At 62.8% G+C, this 19,590-nt stretch carries 17 protein-coding genes and 2 pseudogenes; 11 read left to right on the plus strand and 8 right to left on the minus strand.

Annotated elements, in window-relative coordinates; all coding sequences use genetic code 11:
- Positions 1–5 precede the first annotated feature (5 nt).
- From ACVJ5M_RS45365 to ACVJ5M_RS45380, 4 genes are all read right to left on the minus strand, one after another.
- Positions 6–1,793 (minus strand): thiamine pyrophosphate-requiring protein, encoded by a 1,788-nt coding sequence (locus ACVJ5M_RS45365; protein WP_354100705.1) that lies wholly within the window; start codon positions 1,791–1,793, stop codon positions 6–8.
- Between the two features lie 715 nt (positions 1,794–2,508).
- Positions 2,509–3,393: a hypothetical protein gene (locus tag ACVJ5M_RS45370; protein ID WP_434057380.1), complete on the minus strand. Its 885-nt coding sequence runs from the start codon at positions 3,391–3,393 to the stop codon at positions 2,509–2,511.
- A 402-nt stretch (positions 3,394–3,795) separates the two neighbouring features.
- Positions 3,796–4,755 (minus strand): cation diffusion facilitator family transporter, encoded by a 960-nt coding sequence (locus ACVJ5M_RS45375; protein ID WP_085398774.1) that lies wholly within the window; start codon positions 4,753–4,755, stop codon positions 3,796–3,798.
- Positions 4,756–4,823: 68 nt separating this feature from the next.
- Positions 4,824–5,900 carry a flavodoxin family protein gene (locus tag ACVJ5M_RS45380; protein ID WP_354100704.1) on the minus strand — a complete coding sequence of 359 codons (1,077 nt, stop codon included), beginning with the start codon at positions 5,898–5,900 and terminating at the stop codon, positions 4,824–4,826.
- Positions 5,901–6,306: 406 nt separating this feature from the next.
- On the opposite strand from ACVJ5M_RS45380, the gene ACVJ5M_RS45385 reads away from it, so the two are divergent.
- From ACVJ5M_RS45385 to ACVJ5M_RS45410, 6 genes and pseudogenes are all read left to right on the plus strand, one after another.
- Positions 6,307–6,561, plus strand: a complete 255-nt coding sequence (locus ACVJ5M_RS45385) for a zinc-binding dehydrogenase (protein ID WP_231145698.1) — start codon at positions 6,307–6,309, stop codon at positions 6,559–6,561.
- Positions 6,562–6,698: 137 nt separating this feature from the next.
- On the plus strand, positions 6,699–6,857 hold the full coding sequence (locus ACVJ5M_RS45390; RefSeq protein WP_201266113.1) for a hypothetical protein: 159 nt from the start codon (positions 6,699–6,701) through the stop codon (positions 6,855–6,857).
- A gap of 186 nt (positions 6,858–7,043) precedes the next feature.
- Positions 7,044–8,201 (plus strand): HlyD family secretion protein, encoded by a 1,158-nt coding sequence (locus ACVJ5M_RS45395; RefSeq protein ID WP_231145697.1) that lies wholly within the window; start codon positions 7,044–7,046, stop codon positions 8,199–8,201.
- The gene (locus ACVJ5M_RS45400; protein ID WP_456679769.1) at positions 8,198–9,817 is read left to right on the plus strand and encodes a DHA2 family efflux MFS transporter permease subunit; all 1,620 of its coding nucleotides are present in this window, start codon (positions 8,198–8,200) and stop codon (positions 9,815–9,817) included. The genes ACVJ5M_RS45395 and ACVJ5M_RS45400 overlap by 4 nt, the downstream gene beginning before the upstream one ends.
- Positions 9,818–9,821: 4 nt before the next feature.
- Positions 9,822–9,937: pseudogene (locus tag ACVJ5M_RS45405) on the plus strand (nitronate monooxygenase); the annotation flags it as partial.
- A 402-nt stretch (positions 9,938–10,339) separates the two neighbouring features.
- On the plus strand, positions 10,340–10,486 hold the full coding sequence (locus ACVJ5M_RS45410; protein ID WP_161495759.1) for a hypothetical protein: 147 nt from the start codon (positions 10,340–10,342) through the stop codon (positions 10,484–10,486).
- A gap of 767 nt (positions 10,487–11,253) precedes the next feature.
- On the opposite strand, the gene ACVJ5M_RS45415 is transcribed toward ACVJ5M_RS45410, so the two are convergent.
- The 3 genes from ACVJ5M_RS45415 to ACVJ5M_RS45425 form a co-directional block, all read right to left on the minus strand.
- The gene (locus tag ACVJ5M_RS45415) at positions 11,254–11,667 is read right to left on the minus strand and encodes a hypothetical protein (RefSeq protein ID WP_354100512.1); all 414 of its coding nucleotides are present in this window, start codon (positions 11,665–11,667) and stop codon (positions 11,254–11,256) included.
- A 93-nt stretch (positions 11,668–11,760) separates the two neighbouring features.
- Positions 11,761–12,102, minus strand: a complete 342-nt coding sequence (locus ACVJ5M_RS45420; RefSeq protein WP_354098838.1) for a DUF1236 domain-containing protein — start codon at positions 12,100–12,102, stop codon at positions 11,761–11,763.
- Positions 12,099–12,311 carry a hypothetical protein gene (locus ACVJ5M_RS45425; protein WP_354100513.1) on the minus strand — a complete coding sequence of 71 codons (213 nt, stop codon included), beginning with the start codon at positions 12,309–12,311 and terminating at the stop codon, positions 12,099–12,101. The genes ACVJ5M_RS45420 and ACVJ5M_RS45425 overlap by 4 nt, the downstream gene beginning before the upstream one ends.
- A 13-nt stretch (positions 12,312–12,324) precedes the next feature.
- Between ACVJ5M_RS45425 and ACVJ5M_RS45430 the strand changes: the two genes are divergently transcribed.
- The 4 genes and pseudogenes from ACVJ5M_RS45430 to ACVJ5M_RS45445 form a co-directional block, all read left to right on the plus strand.
- On the plus strand, positions 12,325–13,728 hold the full coding sequence (locus tag ACVJ5M_RS45430; protein ID WP_354100514.1) for a TAXI family TRAP transporter solute-binding subunit: 1,404 nt from the start codon (positions 12,325–12,327) through the stop codon (positions 13,726–13,728).
- A 347-nt stretch (positions 13,729–14,075) separates the two neighbouring features.
- Entirely contained in the window at positions 14,076–15,209 is a 1,134-nt protein-coding gene (locus tag ACVJ5M_RS45435) for a YihY/virulence factor BrkB family protein (protein ID WP_354100515.1), read from the plus strand.
- Positions 15,210–15,211: 2 nt separating this feature from the next.
- Positions 15,212–15,730: an inorganic diphosphatase gene (locus tag ACVJ5M_RS45440; RefSeq protein ID WP_354100516.1), complete on the plus strand. Its 519-nt coding sequence runs from the start codon at positions 15,212–15,214 to the stop codon at positions 15,728–15,730.
- Positions 15,731–15,791: 61 nt separating this feature from the next.
- A pseudogene (locus ACVJ5M_RS45445) lies at positions 15,792–15,997 on the plus strand (DNA polymerase/3'-5' exonuclease PolX); the annotation flags it as partial.
- A gap of 294 nt (positions 15,998–16,291) precedes the next feature.
- On the opposite strand, the gene fdhD reads toward ACVJ5M_RS45445, so the two are convergent.
- Positions 16,292–17,086, minus strand: coding sequence for a formate dehydrogenase accessory sulfurtransferase FdhD (gene fdhD, locus ACVJ5M_RS45450; protein WP_201266130.1), 795 nt, complete (start codon positions 17,084–17,086; stop codon positions 16,292–16,294).
- Between the two features lie 176 nt (positions 17,087–17,262).
- On the opposite strand from fdhD, the gene ACVJ5M_RS45455 reads away from it, so the two are divergent.
- The gene (locus ACVJ5M_RS45455) at positions 17,263–19,584 is read left to right on the plus strand and encodes an FdhF/YdeP family oxidoreductase (RefSeq protein ID WP_456679770.1); all 2,322 of its coding nucleotides are present in this window, start codon (positions 17,263–17,265) and stop codon (positions 19,582–19,584) included.
- Positions 19,585–19,590: the final 6 nt, after the last annotated feature.

Here is a 19,590-nt window from a genome sequence, read left to right on the forward strand (position 1 = left end):
TCACCTCATTCGTTTCCAGGCATGATCTTTTCCAGCACCTGGCGTGCTGCGCCCACGATCACGCCGCTCTCATTGGGGTCGCCTTTCATCAGGGCGAGCGAGAAGTTTTTGGCCTGCTGCAACGTCATGTGCGGCGGCAGCGGCGGCACCTCGGGATCGGTCTTCACCTCCAGCACGACCGGCGTCTCGCTCGCCAGCGCCTGCTCCCACGCGGAGCCCAGCAGTTGCGGGCTGTCGACGAAAATGCCGGTGAGACCGATCATCTCGGCAAACCGCGAATAGGACACGTCTGGAATCTGCTGCGAGGCCTCGAATTTGGGGTCGCCATTGATGATGCGCTGTTCCCAGGTCACCTGGTTGAGGTCTTCGTTGTTGAAGACGCAGACGACAAAATGCGGATTGCGCCAGGACCGCCAGTATTTCGCGACGGTGATCAGTTCCGCCATGTTGTTCATCTGCATGGCCCCGTCGCCGACCAGCGCGATCACGGGTCGTTCCGGGTGGGCGTATTTCGCGGCGAGCGCGTAGGGCACCGCGGCGCCCATCGAGGCGAGGCCGCCGGAGAGCGAGGCCGTCATGCCGCGCCGGATCTTGAGGTCGCGCGCAAACCAGTTGGCGCAGGAGCCGGAATCGCTGGTGATGATGGCGCGCTCGGGCAGGCGCGGTGACAGTTCCCAGGCGACCAGCTGCGGATTGATGGGCGCCGCAGGCTGATGCGCACGGTCGTCCAGCGTCTTCCACCATTTCGCGACGTCGTTCTCGATGCCCTTGCGCCAGGCGCCGTCGCTCTTGGGTGCGAGCCGCGGCAACAGGCTCCGCAACGTCTCCCCGGCATCGCCAACGAGGCTGACTTCCATGGGGAAGCGGATCGAATTCATGCCGGCATCGATGTCGATCTGCACGCCGCGCGCGGCATCTTCCTTCGGGAGGAATTCTGCGTAAGGGAACGCGGAACCGACCATCAGCAGCGTGTCGCATTCCATCATCATGGTGTAGCTGGGCTCGGTGCCGAGCAGGCCGATCGAGCCCGTCACCCATGGTAAGTCGTCCGGCAGTGCCGCCTTGCCGAGCAGCGCCTTGGCGCAGCCCGCGGAGAGGCGATCGGCGACCGCAATCACTTCTTCGGTGGCATGCAATGCGCCGGCGCCGATGAGTATCGCGACCTTCTTGCCGGCGTTGAGCACTTCCGCGGCGCGATCGAGCTCGGCCTCGCGCGGTATCACGCGCGGGGCGCTGTAGCCGACGCCGGAATGCAGGGTGCCGTGCGCGCGGGGCGGACTTTCGTAGGGCTCTTCCTGGAGGTCGTTGGGCAGGATGATGGCCGTTGGGGCCCGGCGAGCAAGCGCGATGCGCACGGCGCGATCGATCAGATGACGCACTTGAGCGGGTGAGGACGCCTGCTCGACATACGCGCCCGCGACGTCCTTGAACATCGAGACGAGATCGAGTTCCTGCTGATAGCTCCCGCCGAGCGCGTTTCGCGCCTGCTGGCCGACGATCGCCAACACCGGCTGGTGGTCCAGCAGCGCATCATAGAGACCGGTGATGAGATGTGAGGCACCGGGTCCCGATGTGGCGATGCAGACGCCAAGCTCGCCGGAAAACTTCGCATAGGCGCTGGCCATGAACGCGGCCATCTCCTCGTGCCGGGCCTGTACGAAATTGATCTTCGCCTCCGCCCGGTTCATCGCGCCGAACACGCCGTTGATGCCATCACCGGGGTAGCCGAAGATATGGCGGACGCCCCACTGATGCAGACGCTGGACGATGAAGTCGGAGACTGTCTGGGCCATGGTGGGGCGGCTCCCGGTTTTCTGTTCGAACACGGAGAACGGCGCGTTTCGGATGATGTTCCTGCGCGCCTGGCGGATTGCCGAGCCGTTTAATGTCGGGCACGCCCCTGGTTCCTGCATTCCCAGCGACACTCCGTTTTGGGAACCGTGCATAAGGCCCAACATCGGTTAGCACTCGAAGCGCCCGTGCCCCTCTCATTGAGACCGTGGTTCGGCTTAGGATAAAGGATGCGGTCAGACAACGTCGCTGAAGGGCTGTAATGCGCGCCTCGATCTGTCGGTTCTAGCGAACTTGAAGACAATGAAAAGAAACAAGCTGCCGAGATAAACTCGGCAGCCTATTTTTCGTTGTCAGGCCTTAAGGCGGAATGTTAGCGACCGGTTGGATCTTGGCTTTTGCCCGAACGAACATTTTGGGGCCCGCCCTGGCCGCTGTTTTTCAACTCCGTTTGACGTTGATGCTAATCAACCGAAGCTACATGCGGCGGACGTTCCTAAGAACTGGCGTGCCGCGTCGATGATGCTGAACGTCCCGGCGCCTGCCGCAGGAGCCACTTTACTGAGGTGCTTGCAATCAATTTACTCGCGTCGCATTTTTCGGTCGCTTACCCCCATGGCAATCCGAGATTTGGTCGTGGGTAGCGTTCTGTCGAGTGCGACTGAGTTGATCGTTAATAGCAGGCCCCATTGCCTGCTATCAATTCGTAGCAACGCATTACGGCAGAGGTCGGAGACCCCCGACACGGCTCTTATGCCAGCGATTAGAATGGGCCATCCATTCGGCAATCGGCTCGCCATCGCGATGCCGGCCTCCGGCCTCCGCGCCGGCCCAAGCCGCGACAGCCCCGAACAACAATGCTGCAGCCGTCGAGAAGGCGATAATAATGCTCGCCGCACGGGCCCTTGAGATCGCGCTCTTGGCATTGGCCAACGTTGTATCTACCCGCCTTTCGGCGTCCGTCGCTGCCAGCCCGGTCAACGCCGTGACCTGCTGAACAAGATAGGCGCGATCCTCGGGAAGGACCCCGCTGTGGCTCGAAGCGGTTGCCAGAATTCGCGCGGCTTCAGCGCGCTCACCCGTCAGATCAACGTTCGGCGGCCGCCGAGGGGCGCGGAAAAGATGGTCGAGCTCGTAACTTAGGACAGATGGTTCGGTAGCCGACGGCGGCTGCGTAGTTGCGGACGGACGGTTTGCGGCGCCCGCTATCAATGCGGTCAGAGCGGCGCCGATCAAGACCGCCAGCGCCCAGGCAGCAACGCCGTGCAGTCCGTCCCGCGTCTCGATGTCGTCGGTCGCCGAAGCGTAGCGTGGCCGGACGCGCCCGGCAACATAGCCGCCGCAGCCAAAACTGATAAGGGATTGGAAGATCAGGTAGACACCCGACAACAGCCATAGCGCAACGGAGGCATCCCTCCAGGTCGGCGCAGCGGAGGCCATGCCTAGGCCGAGCGCTGTCCCAAAGGAGATCAGTATCAGCGACAACGCCATCGCCACGAAGGCGCCGACAATGACGGACGTCCACTGCAACCCCCATGGCCTGGTCAGGCCGGTGGCTGGGAGAGTCTCGGTTTCGATCCCGGAGAGCGGTTCAATGGCCATGGCGTCTTACCGAAGACCGAACAGCGACAGGATGAACATGACGACTACGATCAGGCCCACGAGATAGATGATCCCATTCATGTGAAGTCTCCTCTTCGCGACTTCAATGCTAGGCACGCGATCAGGTTCCGTGCTGGCCCACAATCTGCCGCCTATAATCAAGGAAACCCGCGTTCCGATGGCCGAGTAGTCACCGGAGGTGCAGGGTTGCTTCAGCCGTCGCTCCCGTCCGGACGGCCGCCCGGACAGAGGCGTCAGGCTTCATCGGCCTGGAAAGACACCACGAGCCCGTGCCGTTAATGGTACGCCGAGGCGCCTTTTCGCAGGACGATCGTTGGGACAGGCAACAGCCATCAACCTCAGTCGACTCAGCTGGGGTGCTTGGTTCCTGGCCAAGGTGTTTCAGGCGCCCGTACCCCAGCGCCTGGCGCGCACGGCGTGATACCGAGCATTCGTTTGCGGCTTGATGAACAGAGCCGCGACGTTCGGATGCTGTCTGCGTATTTCGGTCTCGATCGAGATGACGCACTGCTCGATATCATCGGCGCGCTTGTCGTCCGCGAACTCGACGCTCAGCGCCGCCACGACCTCCGCCGGCGACAGCTGCACCGTCAGCAGCCCGTTGGCCCGGAGCACGCCGGGTGACCGTCGCGCGATGTCGAGGATAGATCGTGACAGATCAGAATGAGCGGGTTCGCCGATGAGCAGGCTCTTGCTTTCCCTGGCGAGCCCGATGGAGGTGATGCCCAAGAGAATGCCGATCAGGATCGAGCCAACACCGTCCCAAATCGGCTGGGCGAACAACACCGCAGCTGCGGTCGCGACAACCGCAATAACGATGCCGACCAGCGCCGCGCTGTCTTCTAGCAGCACCATGAAGGCGGGCGGGTCCTTGCTGCGGACGAAGGCCTCGTACCACCCGAGGCGCGAGGTCTCCGACCGGAAGCGCCGCCAGGCGAAAAGCCACGAGATACCCTCGAATACGAAGGACAAGCCGAGCACGATGAAGCTGACGATGGGATCTTCGATTGGCTCCGGCGCGGTGACGTGGAGGACGCCTTGATAGAGCGAGACGCCCGCTCCGAGCGCGAAAATCAACAGAGCGACAATGAAGCTCCAGAAGTACAGCTCGCGCCCGTAGCCAAGCGGATGGGATTCATCGGGCGGACGGCTCGCGCGATAGTAACCGTAAAGCAGCAGCACCTCATTGGTGGTATCGACGACCGAGTGCACGGCTTCGCTCATCATCGCCGAGCTTCCGGTCCAGACAGCAGCTCCGATCTTGGTGACGGCAACGAGGAGGTTGCCGACGAGCGCGGCATAGACGATAGTCTTCGACGATCCTTCCGCCGTCTGGCTCACCCGACGACATCCTCAATTGACGACCGCGATCAACCCGCGGCGATCGGCAGCGACAGGCATGTCGCTCCTTATTTCGGATCCGGATCCGAGAGTTCGGCCCCCGGATCCTCAAACCGACCGCTGCGGGCGAGCTCCACAGCGCGGCCCAGCGCCTTGGCTGTATTCAGCACCTCCTGCTGAAACGCGCGGTCTTCGTCCAGCTCCCGGTGGGAGGTCGCATAATGTTCCATGTAGCCGACATAGCCGTCCGTCTCACCAAAGCGGCCGGCCGAAATCAGGTGCATGTCGGTCAGCCAGTCGGACAACGTTCGACGCACGCCCTCGGCGCCGACGCTGTCGCCGTGAACGATGAGGCCGAAATGGCGATCGGCGAGATGACGCGGATAAGGCCAGCCCTTCAGCTCGAGCGCCTTGGCTTCGGCGGCTTTCTTGCCGTGCGTCGATGTCGGATCCGGGTTGCCGCCGTCGGCGCAGACTAGGCGATCCATCATCGCCTTGAGGCCGCCCGGCACGTGGTACCAGTTCACCGGCGTCACGATCAGGATGCCGTGGGCTGCCACCCAGAGCGGATAGATCTCGTTCATCCAGTCGCTGGTCTGGCCGAGCGAATAGTTGGGATAGCAGCTGCACGGCCAGTGGCAGAGCGGCATGGCGGTAGAGACGCACGACTTGCAGGGATGAATATACTTGCCGAATTCGGAGGTCAGGCGGGAAAGATCCAGGATGTCGACGGCGAAGCCCATCTCGACGAAGACGGGCTCGGCGAGCTTGACCATGCGCCAGGTCTTGGACATCTCGCCCGGACAGGTGTGCTCGCTGCGCGCCGAACCGTTGATGACGAGAATACGCGGCGTCGCGCCAGCGTCGTCGTGCCGGCGCTGTGCCTCGAAGATGGCGGTACGCGTCGCCAGCCAATCGACGGCGAGCTCGTCGTCAGGATCGGCGAACCCCACACCCGCCTTCCGCGTTACTGGCGATTTGCGCGAATGGCTGTAGGCATCCCAGGCAGCCCCAACGATCGCATCGAGTTCCCACTTTAGCGGGGCGAAGGCAGGATCGACGAACTGGCTCCTGTAACGGCTCTCGAATTCCTCACGGGACAGCTTGACGGGCGGCATTCCCTTGCGAACGTCCGGTTCCGTCATGATGGCTTCTCGATAGTTGGTCCAATCCGTCCAACCCGAGGCTCGGGGCACGGTTCCTAGGCGGGTGGTGGAGGAGGCGGTCTCGCTGTCGACCGAAATCCTTCAGCATTGTACACCTTCGCGACTTCTCCGGCCCATAGGAACGCTCGCCGCCTTTCGGCGTCAGCCGGTATGGCAAAACTCATCAAGGTTCGATTTCACCAGTTCGGCGGCAACGACGTGCTCTGCGTCGACCGGCTCGAACAGTCAGGTCCCGACGCCGGTCAGATCCTGGTTTCCGTTCGGGCAGCCAGCGTCAATCCGGTCGACTTCAAGATCAGGTCTGGCAAATATCCCGCCGTGCAGGAGGATCGCCTTCCCTACACGCCGGGCCGACCGCGAGACACGCGAGCGTTCCTGGGCGCTTTTGAACAAGGGCGACCGTTTGATCTCGACCTTGACGGAGCCCTCGCAGGACCGCGCGAAATCGCTGGGCGTCACCGCGATGCGATACACTGTCGAGCCCGACGGAGAAGAGCTCGCGAAGATCGGGAAGCTCGCCGAAAACGACAAGCTCAAACCGCACATTCAGGCCACGTTCCCGCTAGAACAGGCAGCACAGGCCCTGTCGACTGTGGAGCACGGCCATACGGTGGGCAAGGTCGTCCTGACATGTGGCTGATCAGGAGCATCTGATGAACGAAGGCGCTCGAAGGTGCGCCGAAATACAGCGAGCGCAGCGATTGGAACTGGGGCGATGACGCCGCCGCGCGGTATCAACGCTTACTACGGCGTTCCTTTTACTTGAGAGGAGATCCGATGAGCCAGGAAAAGCCCAACGACGATCCCCGGCAGCAGAACGATTGGGGATCGCACGCCCAGACTGACAAGCCCTGGAAGGGCAATCCGGAGAAGGAGCAGAAGTCCAGCGACAAGAAGCCGGACCTGGAGAAATGGCACGAGACCAAAACGCACTAACAGAGTGTGCACATTTTCTGGAGCGCGGTAGCAACAGTGCCGCGCTTGCTTTTTTTGCAATGCATTCACGGATGACAGCGGTGCTCTCAGGACCCGGAACTATGCGTCAGGGCTGTGGGTTAGGTTCCCGGCGTTCGCATGGCCAAGCCGTTTGCCTAGCCAAAAGTCGCGATCGAGGTGTTCACCGTGGATGCTCAAACCCGGGAGCGTGGGCCGTCCGCGGAGCAACCGCAGAGGGCCGAAGCTCCAACGAATTCGCCCGACCCCAAGCACCAGACCAAGGGACAGCCCGGCAAGCCGGACAAGACCCCGCCTCTGCGCGAGCGGCTCGCCGAGCACTGGCTGCTCGCGACCGTCGGCGCGATCGTGCTGATCGCAGCGCTGGTCGGCGGTTTGCTCTATTGGCTGGAAGTTCGCCGCTATGAATCCACCGACGACGCCTTCGTCGCCGCGCGCAGCTTTTCCGTGGCCTCGAAGGTCGGCGGTTACGTGACCGATATCCCGGTCACGGACAACCAGCATGTCAATGCCGGCGATCTCCTCGCCAAGATCGACGAGCGCGATTATCGCATCGCTGTCGATCAGGCTGCGGCGCAGGTCGAGGTCTCCAAGGCCAACGTCGCGAATGTCGAGGCGCAGATTGTTTCCCAGCAGGAGCAGATCAAGCAGGCCCAGGCGCAGCTCGAGCAAGCGCAGGCCCAACTTCAGTTCTCACAGGAAGAATCGGCGCGCGCCCAGGATCTGGTCGAGAAGGGCGCCGGCACCGTGCAGCGCCAGCAGCAGACCCGCTCCGATCTCCAAGCCCAGCAAGCCAACACCGAGCGCGCCAAGACCGCGGTGACGGCTGCGCAACTCGGCATCAAGACGCTGCAAGCCCAGCTCGAAGGCACCAAGGCGCAGCTCGAGCAGTCACAGGCGCACCTCGATCAGGCGAACCTGAACCTGCAATACACCAGCCTCATTGCCGCGCAGTCCGGTCGCGTCGTCAAGCTTTCGGGCGCCAAGGGCACGTTCGTGACCGCCGGACAGAGCCTGATGATGTTCGTCCCCGATGAGGTCTGGATCGTCGCCAACTACAAGGAGACGCAGCTTGCCGACATGCGGCCAGGCCAGCCGGTCGAGATCCGCATCGATGCCTATCCCGGGCAGAAGTTGACCGGCCATGTCGATTCCGTGCAGCCGGGCTCCGGCACCGCCTTCAGCCTGCTGCCGGCTGAAAATGCCACCGGTAACTACGTCAAGGTGGTGCAGCGCGTGCCGGTGAAGATCGTGGTCGACAATTGGCCGGCCGATCTGCCGGTTGGTCCCGGCATGTCGGTCGTGCCCTGGACGCGGGTGCGATGACGGACACCACGCAAGACGGCGCATCGGCCGGTGGCTGGTCGCCGGAACGCTCGGCGGCTGGCGGGCACAATCCCTACCTGATCGCCTTCGTGGTCTCGATCGCGACCTTCATGGAGGTGCTCGACACCACCATTGCCAATGTCGCGTTGCGCCACATCGCCGGTGGGCTTGCGGTCGGCATCGACGAGAGCACCTACGTCATCACCAGCTATCTGGTCGCCAACGCCATCGTACTGTCGATCTCGGGCTGGCTGTCGACCGTCATCGGCCGCAAGCGCTTCTACATGATCTGCGTCGCAACCTTCACGATCTCCTCCCTGCTGTGCGGGTTCGCCTGGAATCTGCAATCGCTGGTGCTCTTCCGTATCTTGCAAGGTCTGGGTGGCGGCGGCATGGCCACGAGCGAGCAGGCGATCCTCGCCGACTCCTTCCCGCCGGAGAAGCGCGGACAGGCGTTTGCCATCTACGGCGTCGCTGTGGTCGTCGCGCCGGTGATCGGCCCGACGCTCGGCGGCTGGATCACCGATACCTACAGCTGGCACTGGGTCTTCCTGATCAACGTCCCCATGGGGCTGCTCTCGCTGTTCCTGGTCGGCACGCTGGTCAAAGAGCCGTCGGGCGCGGAGGAGGAGCGGGAGAAGCTGCTGAGCAAGGGTGTGCAGGTCGACTATATCGGCTTCGCACTGGTCGCGATCGGGCTCGGCTCGCTCGAATACGTGCTCGATGAGGGCCAGCGCAACGACTGGTTCGGCTCGAATATGATCATTTTCTTCGCTGTGCTGTCAGCTGTGTCGCTGCTTGCACTGATCCCGTGGGAGCTGACACGCGAAGAGCCTATCATTGATCTCCGCTTGCTCGGCCGGCGGCAATTCGCTGCCTGCTTCCTGGTCATGCTCGGCACCGGTGCGGTGCTGATCTCGACCACACAGATCCTGCCGCAACTGCTCCAGACCGAGCTGAACTACACGGCACTACTGGCCGGTCTTGCGCTATCGCCCGGCGGCATCGCCACCTTGATGCTGATGCCGGTCGTCGGCCGGCTCGTCAGCACGGTGCAGCCGAAATATCTCATCATGTTCGGCGCCACGGTGGTTGCATTCTCGATGTGGCATCTGACCGGGCTGAACGGCGACATCACATATGGCTACGCGGCGCTGGCACGCGTCTTCCTCGCGATTGGGCTTCCATTCCTGTTCCTGCCGGTAACAACCGCGTCTTATGATGGCGTGCCGTCTGACAAGACCAACCAGGCGTCAGCGCTGATCAACGTTGCTCGCAATATCGGCGGCTCCATGGGCGTGGCGCTGGCGCAGACGGTACTGGCGCAGCGCCAGCAATTCCATCAAAGCCGCCTGATCGAGCATGCCGCGCCGTCCGATCTCGGCTATCAGCAGACCATCGACGCGATGACACGGTACTTCCAGGCCCAGGGCTCGAATCCGAGCGACGCGGCCGCGCAGGCGATCGCCTGGGTGGGGAAGACCTTGCAGCAGCAGGTCGACTTCCTCGCCTATATCGACGTGTTCTGGATGCTCGCGATCATTGCCGTGCTGATGATTCCGACTGCTGCCGTGTTGCGCCCGATCGACCTCGGCGCGCCGGCGCGGGGGCATTAGGCCGCGCCATTCTCTGAGGGCCGAGCGCATCGGTTGCGACGCCGTCAGCGTCGACGGTTTTGAGTGCGGCGGCCACCCGGCGAGGACGATATTCCCAACATGATCCTGCTGCAGCGCGCGGTTTCCCAGAGCCGGCCGGGCGCAAAGATTCTGTATCTCCGTGCAGAGGTGAACAGCGTTCCGGATATCGGCGAGGTCCGATTGGCTGCCTCGCATCGTCCTATACTCTCGAGCGCTTGCGGCTGGTAAAGATCAGAGGGCTGACAATCCTTTCCGGGTGGCCGCTGTCCCTTGGAACCATCATCGGCCGCGCATGTTCGTTCCGGGCATCCTCGGAGACCCAGAGTGCGCAATTTGCCGATCCAGTGTTCGCACGTGCCCTCTACAAAGCGACCCCGCGCGAAAGCCATGGGTCGGACCGCCGCGCTCATTGACCAGCACAGGCAGCGTTCACCGCTTCGCAGCTCGAACAGGTTACCCTCACCCGTCGTCCGGGTGCACAGTTGGCCGCTGCAGATTCGGATGAACAGCCTGAACGAGCGCAACGCGCTCCCACCGATTGCGCTCGTCGGAGCCTGGCTCGCTCTGCTGCCCTTGCTGGCGCTGACCGTGGCACTGCGTAGCGCGGTGCTCAACGTCCATTGTCGGTCGTCAGCTCGAAGGATGTGATCTCGAACTTGCGTTCGACGAGTTGCAGGATATTGAGAGGCGGCAACTGGCGGGCTCTGGCCGTCGCCACCCCACTTGAACACAAATTCCGCAGTCTTGTGGTCGTCGGGCGCCCGCGATTGTTCCTGAAATCGCGCGTCGACCGGCCAGCATGGTCAGCGCGAGCCTTATAGCAATGTCCGTCGCTGTCGGATAGAGCGGCATCCTGCAGGTTCCTGAACTCCTGATCGCTCGCGCCCCGTCAGGAGCGTCCTTTCACCCCGCGCGGATGCGCCCCTTCATCGACCTGTTTGACGTGATAGCCGGCCGGAGGAGCTGGCCGCCTTCCTCGTCCCCAACTGGAACATCTGTGACAAGCCCCGTGCACTTCTTAGCTGATCGTGTGCGGCGCCCTCGCCGCTTTCGCCCTCGGCGGTGCAGACCTTGGTGGTCTTCACGGCGGACTCAGCTTCAGTCTTGGTCTTGTAGACGCCGTCGCCTACCACGGTAGTGGTGGTCGTATGGCGGTCCTTCCGCCTACGACTATGGCTACGACGAACCCTATCGCTGGGGCGGCGGCTACACCACGACCTACTACACGGCGCCCGTATCCTACGGCCACCGTTATCGCCGCGCTGTGCGTCCCGCCTACGCCTTTTACCGCGGATCCTATCCGGTCGTGCGGCACCGCTGGCATCGCCACCACCACTGGTGAAACTAGTCCATCCGAACGCAACCAAGGCCGCGCACCCGAAGGCGCGGCCTTTTCATTGGGGCCGGCCATCCGCTCACCAGTCGCCGAAGAACGGGTCGTGCCGTTCGAAGGCCAGCCGACGTTCGGGAGTTCTTCTCGACATCCTCGTCAGTCGCTTGACATGCGGGCGCGGCTCCGCCCGGGACTGGGTCTGCTTCTTGATCTCGGAAGGAGGCGCCGCAGGGAGGGCGGCCATCGCCTCCCGCAGCGGCTGCTGCGGTTCGTCGGGCATCTGCTCGGCCTGCACGACCTTCGGGGCGTCGGCGCGCGGACGCATGTCGAAGACGATCTTCTCCGGAAGACTTCTCGCCGAGCTGATCCGGATGGTCGTCCTGTCGGGATCGGTCGCGCCTTCGCGCTCGGTCGGGGCCGGCAGGTACCGGTCCGCGGCAAAGAGCAGCGTCAGCAGAAGCCCGCCTACGAATACGAAATATCGGATGATCGGCATGGACCGCCGTTCTCGGAATGAAGGATCGCGTTTGCGGCTGGTGCCGGACGTTGAGCGGGGCAGGCCGCTTTCAGGCGACGCGCCCCGATTCGCTTAATCCACTTCCTGGACCACGGTGCGCGTCGACGGGTCGACCAGCATCACGCGTTCGCCCGAGTAGACGCAGCGGTACTTGGTGAGCGAGGGGCCCCATTCCGCGGGCACTGCCTCGAGCTCGACATCGCGCGGCACCGGTGAACCGACGACGATCTTCTCGCGGCTCTGTATCGGACGGATGTTGTGTTCGGTGACGTAGGTACGGATCTTGGTGCGGTATTCGGGCTCGATCTGAACGGCAGCGGCATGGCCGGTGCCTGTGGTGGTGACCACCGTGGACTGCGCCATCGCGCCGGTCGAGATCATCGCCGCCATCGCGGTCAGTAGAAGCTTGTTCATGTTTTTCTCCTCGCCGGCATATGCGGCAGCGTCGAGAACCTTCGAATGATGGCAAGGTCCCCCCATGGGCGCCCGAAGAAGTATTCTTTTGCAGTCGAATCCGGGCCCTTCGCGAACTCGTTCTCGCGCGACGGAACATTCCGGCCAGACACTGGTTCGCCCAAGTTATCGGCGGCGCAGTTGTAGCTCCCAAGCAGGCGTTCGTTCATGTAGGGTCTGCTGATGTCATCTTCGGATCCAGTCAGGAGTGCTCACGATCGACGCCAACGACGGCTATTGATCGTGCTGGCTTTGGGATTTGTTGTTTTCGGCGCCGCTGCGGCCGCGCTCTTCTACGTCTTGCAGCCCGAGACCCTCCGGATCGCCGTCGGACCCGCAGGCAGCGACGATCATCAGGTGGTCCAAGCGATGGCCGAGGCTTTCGGAGAAGAAAGCAGGATGGTCAGGCTCTCCCCGATCACGACGGAAGGAGCGGCCGAATCCATGGCTCTGCTGGGCGCTGGCAAAGCCGACCTGGCAATCGGTCGCGGCGACCTTGGCATGCCTGCCGACGCGCAGACACTGGCCGTCCTGCGCAAGAACTACGTCGTCCTGTGGTCGCCCTCCGGGCGACCGGGCAAAGACTCCAAGAAGAAGGCCACCGGCAGGATCGGAGAGATCGCCGATCTGGCGGGTCGCAAGGTTGGCATCATAGGACGGACCGGAGCCAACCTCGCACTGCTACGGACCATTCTGGTGGGCTCCGGAGTGGAGCCGGACAAGGTAGCGACGGTCCAATTCGGGACCGAAGAAATCGAAAAACTTGCGCAAGACGCCACCCTCGATGCCTATCTCGCCGTCGGTCCGCTCGACAGCAAGATCACTGCCGCCGCGATCGCCGCGACTTCGCGATCGCGCGGAGCTCCGAAGTTTCTTCCGCTCGAAGCATCCGAGGCGATCGCTCTGAAGAACGCCCGCTACGAAGCCGAGGAAATTCCGGGCAGTGTCTTCAACGCGAAACCGGCCTGGCCGGAGGACAAGGTCGACACCATCAGCGTCAACCATCTCATCCTGGCCAGAAAAAAACTTTCAGAAGCCAAGGCGGCGGCCTTCTACCGGCAGCTTTTCGCTGTCCGCGACACGATCACGCAACGTGTCGCCGGCGCCGCGCACATCACGAAGCCCGAGACGGAGAAGGAGGCCGAGCCCTCCGTGCACCGGGGCGCCGCAGCGGTCATCAACGGGACCGAGCGGACCTTTCTGGACAAGTACGGCGACTACTTCTGGTTCGCCTTGCTTCTTCTTTCCGGGATCGGTTCGGCCGCCGCCTGGCTGCGTCGCTATCTGAACCGGGACGAGCGGGCCGACACCACCAGCCATCGCAACCGGATTCTCGCCGTGGTCTCGGAGCTTCGCGATGCCGGGTCCGAACAGGACCTTCTGACATCGCAACAGGAAGTCGACGCGATCATCGGCGAAACCCTGAAGTGCTACGATGATGGAGCGATCGAACAAGATGACCTGGCCGCATTCGGACTGGTCCTTGAACTGTTCGATCATGCCGTCGCCGAACGGCGAGCGGCGCTGCAGAGCGGCCCCGCCGATCAAGCAAAATCTCCGGGTCCAATCCTTGCCTCTCGCCGGTAGGCGCCCCCGCAGGACTGCCTCGTGGAACGTCTTGGCTTCGCCTTCTCAGGTCGGAGAATCAAACGGCGCGTGTTTGGATCTTCGTTATCGCCACCGTCAATTTTAGCGTCGAAGGACTCAGAAAAACCGACTGCTGGAACGGGTTCGGCGTTGGGTGAACAGCAATGATCTGATTTATCGTAAAACTACCGCTTGATCATCAGGAGCTAACCTCCTCCAGCGTGCGGGCCGCTGGGATTCGCGTCCGGATGTTGCTCCCGCTGAGCCGTGCTGCGGAGCCGACCAAGGTTCTCAGCTCCATTGGAACTCCTCCTTGATAACCACCGTTGGATTTCCTGGAGGAGTTCATGGCCAGGGTCGAGAACGTGCGCCGGGAAGAATCGAATTTGAGCGCTTGGAGTATCGCCGCGGCCTTCGGCCTGCTGGCAGTGGCGTTCGTGATCGACCGTGGTGCGCCCCCGAGTGACGACGCGTCGCCGATGCCGCCCCAAGAAAAGGGCGACGCCTCGGCGGCCGGCTTGGCCATGGAAAGCGGAGACCACGGCCGACACGCCACATCGCCCAGCGAGATTCCGGCGAAAGGCTGGAAGGACATCCTGCTGCGCGTCTACAGCAACATCGGCAGGCACCGGATTTTGGCTCTGGCCGCCGGCATGACCTACTACAGCATTCTCGCGATCTTTCCCGCGCTTGCCGCTCTCGTCGCGATTTACGGCTTCTTTTCTGACCCGGGCAGCATAGCCAAGCATCTCGACGATATCTCCGGCTTCGTCCCAGGTGGCGCCATCGAAATCGCGCGCGAGCAGCTCACGCGGGTAGCCACGAAGGGCGACCGAACGCTTGGATTGACCTTCCTGGTGGGGCTTCTGATTTCGCTGTGGAGCGCGAATGCCGCGATGAAGGCGTTGTTTGACACCCTAAACATTGTCTATGGCGAGCAGGAAACGCGAGGCTTCGTGAAGCTCAACGCGATTTCGCTGTCGTTCACGCTCGCCGCCATCGCGTTCGTCCTGATCGCCCTCGGTGCGGTCGTGGCCGTACCCGTCATCCTCAACTACATGTGGTTGTCCAACATCGCCGAGCTCGTCGTTCGCTGGGCGAGATGGCCAGTTCTATTCGTTGCAGTTGCGCTCGCCTTGGCATCAGTCTACCGCTTCGGGCCCAGTCGCGAGGCCCCGCGTTGGAGATGGCTCACATGGGGCAGCATCGTGGCCACGCTGCTTTGGCTAGTTGCCTCCGCGCTTTTCTCCTTCTATGCGGCCAACTTCGGCACTTTCAACCAAACCTACGGGTCGCTTGGTGCGGCGATAGGCTTCATGACATGGCTTTGGATCTCGGCCATCGTGATCCTGCTGGGAGCGGAGCTGAACGCCGAGATGGAGCACCAAACGGCGCGCGACACGACGACCGGCGCGCCGGAGCCACTTGGTGCCCGGGGCGCCCGAATGGCAGATACGGTCGCAGCGACCAAGGGCGTATGACCATGACGAACTTGCTCAAGCTTCCCACCTGGGCCGACGATGAACACATTCATGCCGTCGTCGAAACATCGCGCGGAAGCACCTGCAAGCTGGAATTCGATCCGGACCTGAAAGTGTTCGCGCTGGCGAAGCCGTTGATGACCGGTCTCGCCTATCCCTACGACTGGGGCTTCATTCCCTCGACCAAAGCCGAGGACGGCGATCCGCTCGACGTTCTGATCATCCATGATGCCCAGACCTTTCCCGGCGTCGTCCTGCGCTGCAGGCCCGTCGGCATTCTCGAGGTCGAACAGAAAAGCAAGGGCAAGAAGGAACGTAACGATCGCGTGTTCGCAGTCCCCGAGCGTTCCCCCTTGGAAACCGATTTGGAGGATGTCCGCAATCTTCCAGGACGAGCGCGTGAGGAACTGGAGCAGTTCTTCCGGGCCACCAACGCGCTTGAAGACAAGCAGATCGACTTTCTGGGCTGGCGTGGGCCCGGCCAAGCGATCAAGACGATCAAGCGGCTCTCCGTGAGGTAGCGAGCCATGGCCAAGGCCGATACACCCGAAGTCGCCAGCTGCTTCGCGAATAAGTGCACCGCTGCGCGGCGGCAATCCTTACCGGGCGAAGGCCTACTCGCGTGCGGCCGACAGCCTGGCTGCGCTTGCTGTCCCCTTGGACCGGCTGATCGAAGAAGGCCGTCTCAGCGAGATCCCGGCATGGGCGAGGCGATCGCGGACATCATCACCAAGCTCCACCGCACCGGAATCCATCCCAGCTTGGAGAAGCTCCGCAAGGAAATCCCGGCCGTGCCCGTTTCCGCCGACGAGAGCAACTGCCGCTTCAAACCGGCCTGGAAGCGGACCGATGCCACAAGCCGGCGCTGCAGAGCGCCGGCGACGTCCGCCCTGCTATAAAAGAACGCTCGATGGTGGGTTCGCCGGCTTGGCACGTTTTGAAGCAGAATCACTCTACATCCCGTCATCGTCCTGACCGCACGCTCACCGAGTTGGAGCGAATTTTCCTGCCGGCGCACAATGCTGAGGCCGTTCAACAGTGGGCTGTGCCTCGCCGCAATTGTCAAACGCGGACTGCCGCTGCTATGGCGGCATCGGGTTAGGTTCGTCGTCGAAGACGAGTCCGATCGGATGGCTGAAGACCTCGAATTCGCCGCCCCGCGCTATGCCGATGAGCGTGATTCCGCTGGCGTCGGCTGTGCGTATTGCCAGCGCGGTCGGAGCCGAGATCGCGACGATGAAGCCGGCGCCGATCGCCGCGGTCTTCTGCGCCAACTCGACCGAGACCCGGCTGGTGAGGATGATGGCGCCCGTGCGTCCCGGCGTCCCCTCCATTGCGAGGGCACCAGCAAGCTTGTCGAGCGCATTGTGTCGGCCGACATCCTCACGCACGGTCATGTTGCTGCCGCCTGGTACGAAGAAACCCGCCGCGTGGGTGGCGCGCGTCTGCTGGTTGAGGGCTTGTGACGCGGCCATGGTGTCAACGGCGGCGCCGATCTCTCCGGGCCTGAGGCGGATCTGCCGCACGACAGGACGAACGATGCGGCGGGCTTCGCGAAGGCTCTCGATCCCGCACAGGCCGCATCCGGTCGGCCCGACCAATTGCCGCTGCCGTTCCTTCAGCCGGCGTCCGGCTTTCGGCCGCAGCCATATGCGCAGTTCGATGCCGTGGGGGCCCGGAACGACCGTAAGCTCCTCTATCTCGCCGATGTCCTGGATGATTCCTTCGGTCAGGCTGAAACCGAGGGCGAGGTCGGTCAGATCGGCAGGCGTGGCCATCAGAACCGCGACGGTCGTTCCGTCGTAGACGAGGGCGACGGGACATTCCTCGGCCACCACGCGCTCGCCCCGCATACAGCTCGACGTGAGCTTCGGCATCCTGACCGAGGCCGTCGGTCCAGGTGAGCAATCGCGGCTAGGGAAGTGAGAGCCGTGCATGATGTTTGTCCTACGACGATCTATCGACGCGCGAGTCGCGGCAAGGTTCCGAACGTGCAGGAACTTGCAATCACCTCCCCGGTTCTCAAGGCGAGCTTGCGGAGATGAGGCCCGCCATGAGGCAAAAGGCAAAAGTTGAAAACTATGATGGTCCAGCCGGGGGCTGGGGTTCGCTGAAGGCAGTCACCAGCATTCTTACGCAGGAAGAGATCGCGATCCTCGGCAGCGAGATTCTGCTCAAGCAGAACAAGCCCAATGGATACATGTGCGTGAGCTGCTCCTGGGCTAAGCCGGCCAAGCCGCGTCCGTTTGAATTCTGCGAGAACGGCGCCAAGGCGACCGCCTGGGAAATCACGAGCAAGACCGTGACGCCGGAATTTTTCGTGCAACATACTCTGGCGGAATTGCGAGACTGGTCCGATCATCGACTGGAAGAGCAGGGGCGCCTGACGACGCCGATGCGTTACGACCGGGCAAGCGACAAATATCGGCCGGTCGGCTGGGACGAGGCCTTCCGGGACATCGGCGCGGAGCTGAACCGGCTCGATCCCCGTTCGGTCGTGATGTACACGTCCGGCCGTGCCTCGCTCGAAACGAGCTACATGTATCAATTATTCGGCCGCATGTACGGCACCAACAATTTCCCCGATAGCTCGAACATGTGCCACGAAACGACCTCGGTGGCGCTCCCGGAAGTGATCGGGGTCCCGGTCGGCACCGTGTTGCTGGAAGATTTCGAGACCACGGACTGCATCCTCTTCTTCGGCCACAACACCACCACCAACGCACCGCGCATGCTGCATCCGCTCCAGGAGGCGGCGCAGCGCGGCGTGCCGATCGTGACCTTCAATCCGCTGCGCGAGCGCGGGCTGGAGCGGTTCGTCAATCCACAAAATCCGGTTCAGATGATCGCTGGCGGCACGCGCATCAGCTCGCAATACTATCAGGTGCGGGTGGGCGGCGACGCGGCGGCGATCACTGGGATTTGCAAATGGGTGATCGAGGCGGACGATCTCGCGCGGGCGGATGGCAATCCGCGGGTCATCGACGTCGAGTTCATTCGGCAGCATACGGCAGGCTTCGAGGAATTTGCCGCCTTCTGCCGCGCGCAGGATTGGAACGAGGTCGAGCGGGCGTCAGGACTTTCACGGGGCGCGATGCGCGAAGCCGCGAACACCTACATGGCCGCGAAGGCTGTGATCGCGAATTATGGCATGGGCATCACCCAGCACAAGCACGGCGTCGAGACCAACAAGATGATCGTCAATTTGCTGCTGCTCCGCGGCAACATCGGCAAACCCGGGGCCGGTATCTCGCCGATCCGGGGCCACTCCAACGTCCAGGGCCAGCGCACGGTCGGCATCTCCGAGAAAACCAAGCTCGTGCCGCTCGACAAGCTTGCCGAGCTCTACGGCTTCGAGCCGCCGCGATGGGAGGGACTGTCCACGGTTGATGCCTGCGAGGGCATCCTGAAGGGCGACGTTCGCGGCTTCGTCAGCCTGGGTGGCAATTTCCTGCGGGCAGTTCCCGAGCGGTCCTTGATGGAGCCCGCGTGGTCCGGCCTGCGCCTGTCAGTGCAAATCGCGACCAAGCTCAATCGCAGCCACCTCGTGCCGGGTGAGGTTACCTATCTGCTGCCGTGCCTGGGCCGGATCGAGATCGACCGGCAGGCCAGCGGCGAGCAGGCGGTGTCGATGGAGGATTCCACTGCCTGCATTCACGGCTCGCGCGGCCAGCGCAAGCCTGTGGCCGAACATCTGCTGTCCGAGCCGGCAATCGTTGCCGCTCTGGCAAAGGCGACGTTGAAGCCCAATCCCAGGATCGACTGGGACGCCTGGATCGCCGACTATTCGCGGATTCGCGATGCCATCGAGCGCACCTATCCCGACCAGTTCAAGGACTTCAACACGCGCATGTTCCAACCCGGCGGTTTTCCACGGCCGCTCGGGGCGCGCGAGCGGAAGTGGAAGACGCCGAACGGCAAGGCGAACTTCACCGTTCCAAAATCGGCTTTCGCGCCGCCCCGCGAAACGGACGGCGTCTACGAGTTGATGACACTGCGCGCCGACGGGCAGTTCAATACGACGATCTACACCGAAGACGATCGCTTTCGCGGCATTGAGGGCAGCCGTTATGTCGTCTTCATGAACCCCGCGGACATGGAGGTAGACGGACTGAAATCGGGAGACACCGTCACGCTGGTGACGGAGGCGGGCGATGGCGTCGAGCGCAGCTTGAGCGAGCTCCAGGTTGTCCCCTACGGCATCCCCCGCAGAAGCATCGCGGCCTACTATCCCGAGTGCAATGTGCTCATTCCGCTTTGGCATCACGCGGAGGGCAGCAAGGTCCCTGCGGCAAAATCCGTTTCGGTTCGCCTGTTCAAGGACATCCCGCCTGAGATCCTCGAGGGCGGAGAGGCTCCGATTACGGCATCGTGAACGCCG

It is taken from the genome of Bradyrhizobium sp. S3.7.6, assembly GCF_054061875.1.